The organism is Micromonospora echinospora, from assembly GCF_014203425.1.
GTDB classification, from domain to species: Bacteria; Actinomycetota; Actinomycetes; order Mycobacteriales; family Micromonosporaceae; genus Micromonospora; species Micromonospora echinospora_A.
The window spans coordinates 5,318,572-5,333,043 of the sequence record NZ_JACHJC010000001.1 but is presented as its reverse complement, the minus strand read 5'-3'; the positions used below and the strand labels follow the sequence as shown (position 1 = coordinate 5,333,043).

General features: G+C 70.9%; 14 protein-coding genes and 1 pseudogene. 4 read left to right on the top strand and 11 right to left on the bottom strand.

The features are described from left to right. Nucleotides 1–22: 22 nt before the first annotated feature. The 6 genes from FHU28_RS23855 to FHU28_RS23830 all read right to left on the bottom strand — a co-directional run bounded on the left by FHU28_RS23855 (nucleotide 23) and on the right by FHU28_RS23830 (nucleotide 5,973). Nucleotides 23–976, bottom strand: a complete 954-nt coding sequence (locus tag FHU28_RS23855; RefSeq protein ID WP_184686676.1) for a sugar kinase — start codon at nucleotides 974–976, stop codon at nucleotides 23–25. An 88-nt stretch (nucleotides 977–1,064) separates the two neighbouring features. Next, nucleotides 1,065–1,688: a bifunctional 4-hydroxy-2-oxoglutarate aldolase/2-dehydro-3-deoxy-phosphogluconate aldolase gene (locus FHU28_RS23850; protein ID WP_225980770.1), complete on the bottom strand. Its 624-nt coding sequence runs from the start codon at nucleotides 1,686–1,688 to the stop codon at nucleotides 1,065–1,067. A 5-nt stretch (nucleotides 1,689–1,693) separates the two neighbouring features. Next, nucleotides 1,694–2,842 (bottom strand): galactonate dehydratase, encoded by a 1,149-nt coding sequence (dgoD, locus tag FHU28_RS23845; RefSeq protein ID WP_116506975.1) that lies wholly within the window; start codon nucleotides 2,840–2,842, stop codon nucleotides 1,694–1,696. Nucleotides 2,843–2,849: 7 nt separating this feature from the next. Beyond that, complete coding sequence (locus FHU28_RS23840; protein ID WP_116506973.1) at nucleotides 2,850–3,665, bottom strand: carbohydrate ABC transporter permease; 816 nt, start codon at nucleotides 3,663–3,665, stop codon at nucleotides 2,850–2,852. Beyond that, a complete protein-coding gene (locus tag FHU28_RS23835) occupies nucleotides 3,662–4,609 on the bottom strand; it encodes a carbohydrate ABC transporter permease (protein WP_073831681.1) in 948 nt (315 codons plus the stop codon). Before FHU28_RS23835 ends, FHU28_RS23840 begins: the two co-directional genes overlap by 4 nt. A 77-nt stretch (nucleotides 4,610–4,686) precedes the next feature. After that, entirely contained in the window at nucleotides 4,687–5,973 is a 1,287-nt protein-coding gene (locus tag FHU28_RS23830; protein ID WP_225980769.1) for an ABC transporter substrate-binding protein, read from the bottom strand. Nucleotides 5,974–6,109: 136 nt separating this feature from the next. On the opposite strand from FHU28_RS23830, the gene FHU28_RS23825 reads away from it, so the two are divergent. Continuing rightward, complete coding sequence (locus FHU28_RS23825; protein WP_227457566.1) at nucleotides 6,110–6,874, top strand: FadR/GntR family transcriptional regulator; 765 nt, start codon at nucleotides 6,110–6,112, stop codon at nucleotides 6,872–6,874. A 103-nt stretch (nucleotides 6,875–6,977) separates the two neighbouring features. On the opposite strand, the gene FHU28_RS23820 is transcribed toward FHU28_RS23825, so the two are convergent. Continuing rightward, a complete protein-coding gene (locus FHU28_RS23820; protein WP_184686675.1) occupies nucleotides 6,978–7,712 on the bottom strand; it encodes a hypothetical protein in 735 nt (244 codons plus the stop codon). Between the two features lie 134 nt (nucleotides 7,713–7,846). On the opposite strand from FHU28_RS23820, the gene FHU28_RS23815 reads away from it, so the two are divergent. Further along, nucleotides 7,847–7,993: a hypothetical protein gene (locus FHU28_RS23815; RefSeq protein ID WP_184686674.1), complete on the top strand. Its 147-nt coding sequence runs from the start codon at nucleotides 7,847–7,849 to the stop codon at nucleotides 7,991–7,993. A 156-nt stretch (nucleotides 7,994–8,149) separates the two neighbouring features. Here the strand turns inward: FHU28_RS23815 and FHU28_RS23810 are convergent, their stop codons facing one another. The 3 genes and pseudogenes from FHU28_RS23810 to FHU28_RS23800 form a co-directional block, all read right to left on the bottom strand. After that, nucleotides 8,150–10,180: a family 43 glycosylhydrolase gene (locus tag FHU28_RS23810; RefSeq protein WP_184686673.1), complete on the bottom strand. Its 2,031-nt coding sequence runs from the start codon at nucleotides 10,178–10,180 to the stop codon at nucleotides 8,150–8,152. 19 nt (nucleotides 10,181–10,199) lie between these two features. Further along, nucleotides 10,200–10,424, bottom strand: a pseudogene (locus tag FHU28_RS23805) (cellulose binding domain-containing protein); the annotation flags it as partial. Between the two features lie 128 nt (nucleotides 10,425–10,552). Continuing rightward, the gene (locus FHU28_RS23800) at nucleotides 10,553–10,741 is read right to left on the bottom strand and encodes a hypothetical protein (protein ID WP_184686672.1); all 189 of its coding nucleotides are present in this window, start codon (nucleotides 10,739–10,741) and stop codon (nucleotides 10,553–10,555) included. A gap of 297 nt (nucleotides 10,742–11,038) precedes the next feature. On the opposite strand from FHU28_RS23800, the gene FHU28_RS23795 reads away from it, so the two are divergent. Continuing rightward, nucleotides 11,039–12,451, top strand: coding sequence for a glycosyltransferase family 2 protein (locus FHU28_RS23795; protein ID WP_184686671.1), 1,413 nt, complete (start codon nucleotides 11,039–11,041; stop codon nucleotides 12,449–12,451). A 90-nt stretch (nucleotides 12,452–12,541) separates the two neighbouring features. Further along, on the top strand, nucleotides 12,542–13,765 hold the full coding sequence (locus FHU28_RS23790; RefSeq protein WP_184686670.1) for a glycosyltransferase: 1,224 nt from the start codon (nucleotides 12,542–12,544) through the stop codon (nucleotides 13,763–13,765). Nucleotides 13,766–13,909: 144 nt separating this feature from the next. Here the strand turns inward: FHU28_RS23790 and FHU28_RS23785 are convergent, their stop codons facing one another. After that, nucleotides 13,910–14,470 carry an NADPH-dependent FMN reductase gene (locus FHU28_RS23785; RefSeq protein ID WP_013285613.1) on the bottom strand — a complete coding sequence of 187 codons (561 nt, stop codon included), beginning with the start codon at nucleotides 14,468–14,470 and terminating at the stop codon, nucleotides 13,910–13,912. Nucleotides 14,471–14,472: the final 2 nt, after the last annotated feature.

Here is a 14,472-nt window from a genome sequence, read left to right as displayed (position 1 = left end):
GATGCCTTTCTCAGGGGTGATGTCAGCGCAGCGTGCTGCCGGGCTGCACGTCGTTCAGGAGGGACAGTTCGTCGCGGCGTGGCAGGGTCTCCCAGTCGCCGTGGCCGCCGACGACGAAGGCGCCCAGGGTGACCGCGCGGCGCAGCCGCCCGGCCAGGTCGAGACCGTCGAGGTGGCCGGAGAGGTAGCCGGCGGTGAAGGCGTCCCCCGCGCCGACGGTGTCCACCGCCGTCACGGGCACCGCCGCCGCCTGCCGCACGCCCTCCCGGGTGTACGCGCGGGCGCCGTCGCCGCCGAGCTTCACCAGCACCGTCGACACGCCCCGGTCCAGCAGCTCGGCGACCACGGTCAGCTCGTCCGCGCCCGCCGTGCCGACCAGGTCCAGCTCGTCGGCGGAGGCGACCACGACCGAGGCGTGGCCGACGATGTCGGCGAGCGCGGCCCGCGCCGCGTCCCGGCTCCACAATTTCGTCCGGTGGTTGACGTCGAGGCAGACCAGCGTCCCGGCCCGGGCGGCGGTCACGGCCGCCCACCGGGTGGCCTCCCGGGCACCGTCGGACAGCGCCGCGGTGATCCCGGTCAGGTGCAGCACCCGGGCGCCGGCGGCCAGGGCAGGCCGCAGGTCCTCGACGGACACCGCCGAGCCGGCCGAGCCGGCCCGCTGGTAGATCACCCGGGTCAGGTCGGCGGTCCGCCGTTCCAGGAACATCAGCCCGGCCGGGCGGTCCGGATCGCGGACCACGTGCTCGAGGCTTACCCCCTCGGCGCGCAGTTGCCGGAGCAGGAACTCGCCGAGTTCGTCGTCGCTGACCCGGCCGGCGAAGGCCGCGCGGTGGCCGAGCCGGGCCACCCCGACGGCCACGTTGGCCTCCGCCCCGGCCAGGTGCGGGGTGAGCGCGCCACCGGTGACGATGGGCCCGGCCGTGCGCAGCGACACCAGGGCCTCGCCGAAGGTGAGCAGGTCGACGGCGGTCATGACGCGGTGGCCGGGTAGCCGCCGGCGCGCGGGTGCGCGGCGGATGGGCGGGTGTCGCGCGGGTGCGCGACGGGCAGGCCGGCGGCGCTCATGCGACGGCGGAGAGGTAGGCGCGGGCGCGCTGGCGCAGGGCGTCGAGGTCGCCGCCGGAGGCGGCGTCACCGACCAGCGGGCCGCCGACGCCGACCGCGATCGCGCCGGCGGCGAAGTAGCCGGGCAGGTCGGCCAGGCCGACGCCGCCGACCGCTACGAAGGGGATGTCCGGGAACGGGTCGCGGACCGCCTTCAGGTAAGCGGGGCCGCCCACCGACACCGGGAACAGCTTGATCGCCGACGCGCCCAGCCGCATCGCGGTGTACGCCTCGGTCGGGGTGAACGCCCCGGCGGCGACGGGCAGGCCGAGCCGCGCCGCCTCGGCGATCGACTCGACCACCGCGGGCGTCACCACGAACTGCGCGCCGGCCGCCGCCACCTCGGCGACGTCCGCGGCGGTGAGCACCGTCCCGGCGCCGACCAGGGAGCCGGCCGGCGCGACCGCGCGCAGCGCCTCGACGGCTCGCGCCGCGTCCGGCGTGGTGAGGGCCACCTCCACGACTCGTACGCCCTCCTCCAGCAGGGCGGTGCCGGCGGCGATCGCGCCCGCGGTGTCGGTCCCCCGGATGACCGCGAGAATCCGGGCGGCGGCGAGTTCGGCGACGAGATTGACAGTCATGTTGTTCACCATTCCGCGTAGGAGCCGTCGGCGTGCCGCCAGGTGGGGCTGCGCCAGGAGTGGCCGCGCTTGTCCGCCGCCCGCACCGCCTGTTCGTCGATCTCGATGCCGAGACCGGGCGCGGTGAGCCGCTCGACGTACCCGTCGACGAAGGTCAGCGGGGTCTTGTCGAGGCAGTAGTCGAGCACCTCGGCGCCGAGGTTGTAGTGGATGCCGATGCTCTGTTCCTGGATCAGGTAGTTGGGCGTGGCGAAGCCGACCTGCAGGCAGGACGCCAGGGCGATCGGGCCCAGCGGGCAGTGCGGGGCGAGTTGGACGTCGTACACCTCGGCCAGCGCGGCGATCTTGCGGACCTCGGTGATGCCGCCGGCGTGCGACAGGTCCGGCTGGGCGACAGCGATGCCGGCCTGCAGCACCGGCAGGAACTCCTGCCGGTTGTAGAGCCGTTCCCCGGTGGACACCGGAGTGGTCGTGGCGCGTACGAACTCGCCGATCAGGTGCGAGTTCTCCGGCACCACCGGCTCCTCCAGGAAGAACGGCCGGTACGGCTCGAGTAGCGGGGCGACCCGCCGGGCGGTGGCCAGGCTGAACCGGCCGTGGAAGTCGACGGCGACGTCCCGCTCGTCGCCGAGCACCTCCCGGGCGGCGGCCACCCGCTGGACCACGCCGTCGAGCTCGGCGACCGAGGCGACCGGGCTCATCCGCCCGGACGCGTTCATCTTCACGGCGGTCAACCCCGTCTCGACGGCGGCGCTGATCTGGTCGCGTACCTCGGCGGGCTCGTCGCCGCCGACCCAGCCGTAGACCCGGATCCGGTCGCGGACCGGGCCACCGAGCAGCTGGTGCACCGGGGCGCCGAAGTGCTTGCCGGCGATGTCCCACAGTGCCTGGTCGAGCCCGGCGACGGCGCTGGCCAGGATCGGCCCGCCCCGGTAGAACGAGGCCTTCGTCAGCACCTGCCAGTGGTCCTCGATCCGCAGCGCGTCCCGGCCGACCAGCAGCTCGCTGAGCTGTCCGACGGCGGTGCGGACGGTCTCGGAGCGGCCCTCGCAGGTCGCCTCGCCCCAGCCGACGATCCCGTCGACGGTCTCGACCCGGACGAACAGCCACCGCGGCGCGACGAGGAACGTCTCCACCCGTGCGATCGTTGTCATGGCGTCCTCAGCCCTTCGTGGCGCCGGCGGTGAGCCCGGAGACGATGTACTTCTGCACGAACAGGGCGATCACCATGATCGGCAGAGTGACCACGGTGGCCGCGGCCATCAGGCCGCCCCAGTCGATGCTGGCGTAGCCGACGAAGTCGAAGATCGCCACGGGCAGGGTCTTCGTGTCCGCGCCGGAGAGCACCAGGGCGAACATGAAGTTGTTCCAGGAGAAGATGAAGGACAGGATGCCGGCGGTCGCCACGCCGGGCACGGACAGCGGCAGGGTGATCCGCCGGAACGCGCCGATGTGGGTCAGCCCGTCGACCAGCGCCGCCTCTTCCAGGTCCTCCGGCAGGCTGTCGAAGAAGCCCATCATGATGTAGACGATCAACGGCAGCGACACGAACATGTGGCTGAGGATCAGCACGGTGTACCCGCCGACCATCTGCAGGTTCGAGAAGACGTAGTACCAGGGCACCAGGAGCGACACACCCGGGATGATCCGGGCCATGAGCACCACGAGCGCTGACTTCTTCATGCTGAACCGGCTCATCGAGTAGGCGGCCGGTACGCCGAGGATGAGCGAGAAGAGCGTGGCGGCGAACGCCACCCACAGGCTGTTGCCGATGAACTGGACGTAGTTGGCCTGCTGGAGCACGTTGCCGTAGTTGTCCAGGGTGGGCGAGAAGACGAAGGCCTTGCCGGTGTCGTAGATGTCGACGTTTGTCTTGAACGACGCGGCGATCATCCACAGCAGCGGCGCGATCAGCGCCAGCACCACGACGGCCAGGGCCACCGCCCGGAAGACCTTGAACGGCTTGCCCGGCTTCATCGGTCCAGCCCCTTCTTGCGGTAGGTCAGGGCCCACATCACCCCGATGATGATCAGGAAGAAGATGATCAGGACCGTCGATGAGACGCCGTAGTCGTTGTAGTCGAAGCTCAGCCCGTACGCGTAGACGTTGAGCGTCTCTACCTCGTGGAACGACCCGCCGCCGCGACCCTTCGTGGCGTAGAGGATGTCGAAGGTCTTCAGCGCATCGATGCCGCGCAGCAGGATCGCGACGATCACCGTGGGCATCAGCAGCGGCAGCGTGACGTGCCGGAACCGCTGCCAGGTGCTGGCGCCGTCGATGAGGGCGGCCTCCTGCGGCTCGTCCGACAGCGACGTGAGGCCGGCGAGCAGGATCAGCACTACCATCGGGGTCCACTGCCAGATGTCGATGAACATCGTCGTCGGCAGGGCGCTGTTCTGGCCGGACAGCCAGGGCTGCGGGCCGATCCCGACCCAGCTGAGCACCTGGTTGGCCATGCCGATGGTGGGGTCGAAGATCAGCCGCCACATCATGCCGACCGCCACCGGGGTGGCGACCAGCGGAAGCAGGATGGCGACCCGGACCCAGCGCTCACCGCGGAACGGCCGCCACAGCAGCAGGGCGATCGCCATGCCGAGCGCCACCTCGACGGCGAGCACGACGCCGGTGAACAGGACGGTGCGCCACACCGCCGGCCAGAACCGGTCGGTGTCGGCGAGCACGTCGAGGTAGTTCTGGAACCCGATGAACTCGCTCTCGGCGCGGACCGAACCCTCGGCGTCGGTGAGGCTGAGGTATCCGGTCCACGCCACCGGAAAGATGATCAGCACGGCGACGAACGCCATGGCGGGGGCCGCGAAGAGCCATTTGCGGTGCGCGTTGGCCCAGCGCGACCAGCCCGACTCCGCCGGGGCCGGGCCGGCCTGCGACGGTCTGGTGACTGGTGTGGTGACGGCTGACATGAGGTCTCCGAGTGGTCAGGGCCGGGACCCGGTGCGGGGACGGCGGGGCCGGTCGGCCCCGCCGTCCCGCGGTCGGGTTACTTCGCCTCGTCGTCGAGGAACTTCTGGAACGCCTCGTTCGCCGCGTCCGCCGAGGCGGACGGGTCCTTGCCGGTGATCGCGTCGACGATCGGCTGGCCGACGATCTCGCGCGCCTGGGCGACCTTCACGACCAGCGGGCGGTCGTGACCGACGCCGTTGGCGGTGCTGGCCGTGGTGGCCTCGGCGAGGTCCTTCGGGTAGGTGGCGATGGCCTGCGGGTTGGCCCAGACAGAGGCGCGTGCGCCGGGGACGCCGGCCTCCTGCTGCGCCAGCGACTGCTCCTTGCCGGCCGCCCACTGGATGAACTTCCAGGCGTTGTCCTTGTTCTTCGACTGGTCGTTGATGCCCAGCGCCCAGGACGGGATGTTGTAGGGCTTCGAGCCGGCCGGGCCGGCCGGGAAGGGCGCGAAGCCGACGGTGTCGGAGACCTTCGACTTGGCCGGGTCGGTGGCGTTCTTGTAGAGCGAGTTGGCCTCGGTGTAGAAGGCCGCCTTGCCCTGGGTGAAGATCGCCATGGCCTCGGACCAGCTCATGTCGGTGCTGACGTTGTTCGGGCCGTGCTCGCGCAGCAGTCCGCCGTAGTAGGCGTACGCCTGCTTGGCCTGTTCGGTGTTGACCGCGGCCTTGCCGTTGGCGTCGACGAAGTCACCGCCGAAGCTGAACAGGAAGCTGGAGAACTGGGTGACGGCGGCGGCCTTGCCGGTGCGGGAGACGAAGCCCGCGACGCCCGGGTTGTCGGCCTCGACCTTCGCGGCCTGCGCCTTGAGCTCGTCCAGGCTCTTCGGCGGGGCGTCGAAGCCGGACTTCTTCAGCAGGTCCTTGCGGTAGTACAGCACCTCCGACTCGGTGATGATCGGCACGCCGACCACCTTGTCGTCGTACGTGGTGGCCTGCACCGGGGCGGCCTGGAAGTCGCTGAAATCGAAGGCGCTGTCCGACTTGGACCGCTCGGTCAGGTCGGCCAGGTACTTGTTCTTGCCGAACTGCTTGCCCTCCTGCAGGGGCCGGTACATCATCACGTCGAGGTCGCTGGATCCCGCGTTCAGCTTGACGTTGTACTGGTCGGACAGCTGGTCCTCACCGAGCTGGGTGACCTCGACCTTCAGGCCCGTCTGCTTCTCGAACTCCGGCAGCGCCTTCTTGACGTTCTCCGTCCAGACGTGGTTCACCAGCGTCACGCGCACGGTCTTCGACCCGCCGCTGTCCTCTCCACCGCCGCACGCGGCCAGGCCCATGGCGACCACCACGGCCAGAGACGTACCGATTATCGATCGACGTTGCACGTCATCTCTCCATTTCTCGTGGTCGCCGCCCCGGGGGAAGAGCGCCACAACGCTGTAACGTCCGCTTAACCACGGGATGCTAGGTCGAAAAAGCTGATTTATTCAAGGGGTTGACCGAACTGATATGATCCATGGCGTGGAATCGCACTCCTCCGGGGGCGTCGGCACCCAGCCCGCTCCGCCCGAGGTCGGGCTGCACGCCCGCGTCCTCGAGCACCTCGGCACCGCCATCTGCGGCGGAGAGTTCGCCCCCGGGGCAGTCCTCAACATCGACGACCTGGTCGACCGGTACGAGGTCTCCCGCTCGGTGGTCCGCGAGGTGCTGCGTGTCCTGGCGTCGATCGGGTTCATCGAGACCCGCCGACGGGTCGGGGTGACGATCCGGCCCGCGCACGACTGGAACGTCTTCGATCCGCAGGTGATCCGGTGGCGGCTGGCCTCGGCCAGCCGGCTCGCCCAGCTCCGCTCCATCACCGAGCTGCGCACCGCCATCGAGCCGCACGCCGCCCTGCTGGCCGCCGACCGGGCCGGTCACGACGAGGCCAGCGACCTCGTCGGCCTGGCGGCGAAGATGTGGGCCGCCGGCAAGGCCGGCGACGAGGAGCGCTTCCTGCGCCTGGACATCGAGTTCCACCGCCGGGTGCTGCTCGCCTCCGGCAACGAGATGTTCGTCCGGCTGCAGGACCTGGTCGCCGAGGTGCTGACCGGCCGGCACAAGCACCACCTCATGCCGCACCATCCACACGAGGAGGCGCTGCGCCTGCACGCCGAGGTGGCCCAGGCGATCCAGCGGCACGAGGGCGAGCGCGCCCGGCTGGCGATGGTGCAGCTCATGGAGCAGGCGTTCGAGGAGATGCGCTCCCTCTGGGAGCAGACCGCCGAGCCCGTGCGATTGATCTGATCCGTCGCTCGCCCACCCCGCTGGCCTGGTGGAGCGCGGACGTGCGGTGGCGGGGCGTCAGCGGCGTCCTACCCCGGTGTAACGGCGTGGAACGGGTCCGCCGTCAATAGACGGCCGCGCATTTTATCCGCGGCGAACGCATTCCTGGTCGTCCCTGGGCGTGGCGATGATCGTGGCGGGGCTGCGGCCGAACCCGGTCTTCCCGGCCATCGGCCTGTTCGGTCTCGGTCTGACGTCGGCGCTGGTCAACACCCACCTCCTGGCGCTGGTGCAGGCCAAGGTCGGGCTGGAGCTGCAGGGGCGGGTGCTCGCCACCAACCTGATGCTCACCTGGCTGATGGTCCCGGTCGGCTTCCTCACCGCCGCACCGCTGGCCGAGCGGGTCTTCACCCCTCTGGTCTCCGGTGACGACCTGGTGGTACGGATATCTCACGCCCGGGTTCGCGGCGATGCCGTACATCCTCGGGCCGAACGCGTAGACCCCCGTAGGCGTGGTCGGGGTGCCCTCGACGTGGTTGTCGCTGAAGAACTGGGAGCCGATCCGCGCGGACAGCGCCCCCGAGACCGCGGTCCAGCGGCCGTCGGCCTTCGCGAACGTCTCCAGTGTGGCGTAGCTGGTATTCCAGCTCGCCGCGGTCACCACGACGACCTGCCGCGTGGTGGCCGGCAGGGTGCGCAGACCGCTTGCCTTGTTGCTCGGCGTCCAGGTGCGGTGTCGTGGACGTGGGGGGTCGGTGGTGGCGTCGGGAGACGCCGCCGCTGCCGGCGTCGCGCCGGAGACGACGACGGGCGCGGCGATGCCGGCCGCCGCCCCGACGATCAGGGATCTGCGTCGCATGCGGCAGATCGTCCCACCCGGCGCGCCGTTCCGATGTCCCGCGCGAACCGACCGTTCGCCGGTCGACCGGTTTCGTGGCCGGACCGGCAGGGGTAGAGGTGCACCGCCCGCCAGCAGACCCTGAGGAGACAACCATGTCGGTACAAGCGTTTCTCTACCTTGTCTCGGTCATCCTGCTCGCGCTCGCCGCGTTGCCCTTCCGTACCCGGGGCGTCTCGCTCGCCCTGCTCGGAGCGGCGTGCGCCCTGCTGGCCTACGCCTGGCCGGTGATCACCGGTTAGGCGAAGGGTGAGTGATGAGTCATCGGTGGCCCTTGATGCCTGGTGGCGCGCCCGGGGAGCAACCTCGGCACGGACGGGTGGCCGCGCCGGGGCCGAGGGCGGCGACCGACGAACGGGGTGGGCCGGCGACCGAGGTCGCCGGCCCACGGCGTCGGGTCAGGGAGTGGTGAGGTCGAAGCGGTTGACGATGACCGAACCGCCGAGCGACGACGTGGCGTAGTTGAAGATGCCGTACCGGTAGCCCATGAAGAACGGCCAGTCGTTGTTCAACGTGTACGCCGGCCCGAGCGAGGTGAAGGTGACCCCGTCGGTGCTGTAGGAGAACCTTGCCTGCCGGCCGGCGCCGGGTCTGACGTCCGCGTTGACACGCAGCCAGATCCGGCCGCCGGACACCGCCGCGCTTGCCCGTTCGGTGCCGGTGCTGGTGGTGTTCCAGTTGCTGTCCATGGCGAGGCCGTCGACCATCGAGACCCGCGTCTGACCGCCGTCGCGGCGGACGCCGATCCAGGCGGAGAGATGTCTCAGCATGGCCAGGCCGGACCGGTCACCGTCACGCATTGTCGAGTAGTCCAGTTGGATCGTGGCGGTCGACGTCGGTCCCTGGATCCGGTGCGTCAACGTGTTGCGGGCGGCGTACAGGTCGTTCGTGACCGTGGCGGTCTGGAGCCGCAGCCCGTTGTTCATCGAGAACTTCGTGGTGTCCGGGTTGTGGTTCCACTCCCACCGCGGGTCGAGTGTCGGGCCGGCGAAGGTGTCCGGGCCGATCATGGACTTGACCTGGCGTGGTGGCCGCGGCACGTTCGGGTACGGGTAGCTGGCGCCCCAACCGCCGTTCACGGTCTGGACGCTGGGCCAGCCGTCGGAGCTCCAGTTGATCGGCGCCAGCACCGGGATCCGGCCGCCGGGGTACGCGTCGACGAACGCCATGTAGTACCAGGCGCCGTTCTGGGTCTGCACCAGACCACCCTGGTGCGGGATGCCGGCGCCGGAGACCGGGGTCGGCATGTTGAGCAGCACCTGCCGCATCTCGTACGGCCCCCACGGGCTGGTCGAGCGCAGCACGTACTGGCCGTTGGCCGGCTTGGTCACCCAGATGTAGTAGTAGTTGCCCCGCTTGTAGAACCGGGAGCCCTCCAGCGTCCCGGGGTTCGACGGCGTGGTGAACACCTGCTGGGAGCGGACCTGGCTGGTGCCGTCCGCCGACAACTGGGCCACGCTGAGCGTGCTGTTGCCGTACGCCACGTACATCGTGTCGTTGTCGTCGATCAGCAGCCCCGCGTCGTAGTAGCAGTTGTTGATCCGGGCCTTCTTCTGCCAGGTGCCGTCCACCGACGACGCGGTGTAGACGTACGTCCGGTTGAACTCCACACAGCCGAGCCAGTAGTAGGTGCTGTTGCTCTTGCGGTAGTTGAACGCCGAGGCCCAGATGCCCTTGACGTAGGCCCGACCCCCGGTCAGGTTGTAGTTGTTCGAGTCGAAGTCCAGATTCGGCACCGAGTGCCCGGCGTACTCCCAGTTCACCAGGTCGTACGAGCGCAGGATCGGTGCGCCGGGGGAGTAGTGCATGGTGGAGGCCGAGTAGTAGTAGACGTCGCCCACCCGGATGATGTCGCCGTCGGCGAAGTCCTGCCACACGACCGGGTTGGTGTAGGTCGGCGACGGCGGCCACGGCCCGTTGGGCGGCGGCGTGGTCGGCGGCGGCGTCGGTGAGTTCGTCGGCGACGGCGAGGTGGTGGGTGAGGTCGTCGGCGACGGCGACGGCGACGTCGTCGGCGGGGTGTCACCGCAGGCGACGCCGTTCAGCGCGAAGTTGGTCGGCACCGGGTTGTTGCCGGTCCAGCCGCCGTTGAAGCCGAAGGACACGCTGGCGTTCGTGCCGATCGCGCCGTTGTAGGCGGCGTTGGTGACGGTGACGTTCGCCCCGGACTGGGTGTAGCTGCCGTTCCACAGCTGCTGGATGGTCTGGCCGGCGCCGTAGGTCCAGGTCAGCTGCCAGCCGTTGACCGGGTCGCCCAGGTTGGTGATGTCCACGTTGGCACCGAAGCCACCCGACCACGAGCTGCTGATCGTGTAGGTCACCCGGCAGCCGCTGGCGGCCTGGGCGGATGAGGCGACGAACGCGGCCCCGGTCGTGGTCAGCAGGGCGGCCAGCAGACTGGCCGTCCAGAGTCGTCTGATGCGGTGCACGCTCTCCTCCGATGAGTGGTCAGGCTGCGGCGCAGCGAAGCGTGGGGATGGTGTTGGTGCCGCCGACGGAGCCGAGGAAGCCGAACTCGGTGCTGGCTCCGGCTCCCAACGCGCCGTTGTAGCTGACGTTGCGAGCGGTGACGGTGGCGCCGCTGGTGCTGACCGTGGCGTTCCACGACTGGCTGATGGTCTGGCCGTTTGCCCAGGTCCAGGTGACGGTCCAGCCGGAGATGGCCGCACTGCCCGGTTGCCCTCGCGGCACCGCGATCCGATGGGGAGCGTGCCCTTCGCTCCGTCCCTGGGAAGGTTACATGTTATCGTTAACATCATCAATGGATGATCGTCGATGGGTCGCTGCGGGTCGGCGACGCCTCAGCCGACGTGGTGGTTGCGCCCGGCCCGCTGGATGAGGGCCTCCACCCACCGCTCGAACTTGCTACTGCCCCCACCCGGCAGCGCGGCCAGCTCGTCCCCGGCCAGCGCGGCGGCCAACGACTCCAGCAGGCTCCGCAGCCGCCGGTCGTCCTCGTCGTCCGACCCGCCGCCGGTCGTGCCAGCCATGCCCAGGTGGGTGTGATGCGCCGCCGGCTGAGCAGCGCCGAGCAGCGGTGCGACCGATGGCAACCTGCCAGGCGTACGTGAGTTCGCCAGCCGAATCGGGTTGATCTAACCCCTCTGCTTCCTATCGCGGCTGCTGCTCCTGCGCGTGGGTAGGTTCCGGTCAGGCGGCGACTGTCGTGTTGGGACAGTGCACCCCTATAGACCCCTATTGATGCGTAAGGATGTCGTCGCGGAGCGTTATCGTCTGACGATGTCGCCGCCCCTCGACGGCAAGATCGCCTGACGGAGAGGATCGCCATGTCGCTGCCCACCAACCCTCCGGCGCTGAGCGTGGTGATGCCGACCTACCAGGATCCGCAGTGCCTCGCGCTGACCCTCAAGGCGCTGACCCGGCAGACGCTGCCGCCGGAACGCTTCGAGGTGATCGTGGTCCGGGACGGTGGCTCGTCCGACGGGTACGCCGAGGCGCTCGCCGAGGGTGCCGGTCTCCGCCTGCGCGTGCTGGAACTCGCCGAGCGCAAGGGCCGCTCCGTCGCCCGCAACGAGGGGGCGCGCCGTGCCTGCGCACCTCTGCTGGTCTTCCTCGACGCCGACTCGTGGGCGGTGCCCGACCTGCTGGAGCGGCACCTGGCCTGGCACAGCGTGCCCGGCAACGCGGCGGTGCTGATCGGCCGGCGGGACGAGATCGGCCTCGCTGACCTGCCGGCAGTGCTGGCCGGAGAGCCGCACGCGGTCGCACGCGCCTTCCCGCACGGCGGCGACCTGCGGTTCGCCACGGGGCTTCCCGACGACGGGGGCGAGTGGCTCCGGGCCGGCTGGGTCATCGCCTACACGCACAACATCTCGCTGTCCAGCGCGCACTTCGCGCAGGTCGGTGGTTACCGCGAGGCGTTCGGTCTGAGCTACGGCGTGGAGGACGTCGAGTTGTTCTACCGCGTCGACCGCAGCCTCCCCGACGGCGTCAACTTCGGCTACCACGACGACGCCCGGGTCGTCCACCTGCCGCACCACAAGAACATCACCCGCAACTGGATGGAGATGAAGGCCAACTTCCAGCAGGCGGCCCGGCTCTATCCGTGCCTGGAGTGGGAGTTCCTTACCGCCGTCATGGGGTACGAGGCGATCCGGCGCATCCTGCACTATCGCGCGCTCATCGACGAGTGCGTCGAGCGGTCGGCCTGCGCCATCGGGCCCGCCGCCGCGCGCCTCGCCGGCCAGGTGCGGGGGCACCGCACGCTCTGGATCGGCACCGGCCGCGCCGATTCCGGGTTGCCCACCTCGGCGTTGACCTTCGACTACGCCGCACCCATCGGGCGGACCAACTTCCACCTGCTCGGCGTCGCCCCGCCCATGCCGCCGGGCAGCCTGGACGCGGTGATCAGCGTGGACTTCTGGCGGTACCTGCTGTGGCCGGAACTCTGCCAGTTCATCTCGGCCTCGCTGCTGCTGGCCGGCGAGGTCCACCTGGTCGCCACCGCCGACTCGACGCCGGGGATGTGCGCCGCCGACCCGCAGACGCTGGACTACCTGCGTCAGGCGCAGGCCGCAGCCTGCACGGCCGAGCTGCGCGCGGTCGAAGGGCTCGGCCACGTACTGATCCTGCGGCCCCTCCGACCCGCGCCCGGCGCCGCGCGCCGGGTACCCGCTCAGACCGCCGCCAGGGCGCGACCCGCTGCCCTGGTGCCGGGGCGCTCCACGACGCGGGGATAGCAGATCGACGGTGCGGCCAGGCCCGACAACGCTGTCGGGCCTGGCCCAACCGCGCCCGGATCCGGAGCAAAAGACGGAAAGGCGAGTACCATGCGCGTACTGCTGTCGACTCTCGGGTCGCGTGGCGATGTCCAACCACTGGTGGCGCTCGCGTCGCGGTTGACGGCCCTCGGCCATCAGGTCCGCCTCTGCGCCCCGCCCGACTTCGCCCGCTGGGTGGCCAGCTTCAGGATTCCCTTCGTGCCCGTCGGCCCGCCCTGGCGCAGGTCGGCGGCGCCCAGGTCGCGGGCCGCCGTGCCAAAACCCTCGCCCGCGCAGGTACGCAAGCTCGCCGAGTCCTCCATCGGCATCCAGTTCGAGGTGCTGTCGGCCGCAGCCCGGGACTGTGACGTCCTCGTCGCGTCGACGGGCCTCCAGATCGCCGCCCGCACCGTGGCGGAGAAGCGCGGCATCCCGTACGTCTTCGCGGCGCTCTGCCCGGCGGCCCTTCCCTCACCCCACCACCCCCCGCTGCCGCTGCCGGTGCTCGGGGAGGTCCCGGCGCCCGCGTCGGCCGACAACAGCGACCTGTGGGCCGCCAACCTGCGGCACGTCAACGACACCTTCGCCGCGCCCCTCAACGCGCTGCGGTCGGCGGTGGGGTTGGGCACGGTCGACGACGTCAGCGACCACATCCACACCGACCGGCCGTGGCTGGCCACCGACCCGACCCTGGCACCCTGGCCGGACGTCGCCGATCCGGCCGTCTACCAACCGGGCGCCTGGCTCCTGCCCGACAAGCGGGCCCTGCCCGCCGAGCTGACGGCCTTCCTGGACGCCGGCGGGCCGTGCGTCTACGTCGGATTCGGCAGCGTCGCCGCACCCCCGGGTCTGCTGGAGACGGCCGTGCGGGCCGTGCGCGCGGTCGGTTGCCGGCTGGTCGTCTCCCGGGGCTGGGCACCGCTCTCGCCGGTCGACCGGTCCCCCGACTGCCTGGTGGTCGGCGAAGTGAACCAGCAGGACCTGTTCCGGGAGGTGGCCGTGGTGGTCCACCATGGCGGCGCGGGCACCACGACCACGGCCGCGCGGGCCGGGACGCCGCAGGTCGTCGTACCGCAGGTGTACGACCAGCACTACTTCGCGCGCCGGGTGTCCGCGCTCGGCATCGGCACCGCACACCCCGGCTCCGTGCCGACCGTCGAGTCGCTGACCGAGGCTCTGGGCGCCGCGCTGCGGCCGGAGGTGGCCGCCCGCGCCCGCGAGTTCGCCGGCGTCGTACGCACCGACGCGGCGCAGGTCGCCGCGGAGCGGTTGGTCGTCGCACCGGGAGCCTGAGCGGGCAGCCCCCGCCCCGCTGGCTCACGACCGGGCGGGGCCCGGCCACGACCCAGGCGACCGGTGCCGTGCCGGGCCGGGCGGGCGGGCGGGTCGACGCTGGGTGCCCGACCCCCGTCACCGGCCCGCGCAGCCGCAGCGGCGTCAGGCCCGGCGCAGCGTCCGCAGTGTGCCGGCCCAGGCGACCACCTCGTCGAGCATGGTGCCGAGGGCCTGCTCGTGGTGCGCGGCCGGCCGGAAGTCGCGGAAGTTGACGAAGTCGGTCGTCAGAGAGAGCGCGACCTGGGAGCGGACGTCGGCGACGCCGAGCTGCCCGAGCACCAGCCGCAGGTGCTCCGCCGCCCGGGTGCCGCCGTGCACGCCGTAGCTGACGAGGCCGGCGGCGGCGTGCTGCCACTCCTGGTAGAGGAAGTCGAGGGAATCCTTCAGCGCGCCCGGGATGGAGTGGTTGTACTCCGGCGTGACGAAGACGAAGCCGTCGAACCCGGCCACGGTCGTCGCCCAGCGGCGTACGGCCGGGCGTCGCGACGGCGCCATCGACGGCGGCAGCACCTCGTCGAAGTGTGGCAGGGCGTAGTCGGCGATGTCGACCAGCTCGACAGTGGCGTCGCCCCGCTTGGCGGCGACGTCGCGCACCCAGCGGGCCACGGCGTCGGCCTTGCGGCCGGGGCGCGTGCTGCCGACGATGACACCGATCCTGACCATGC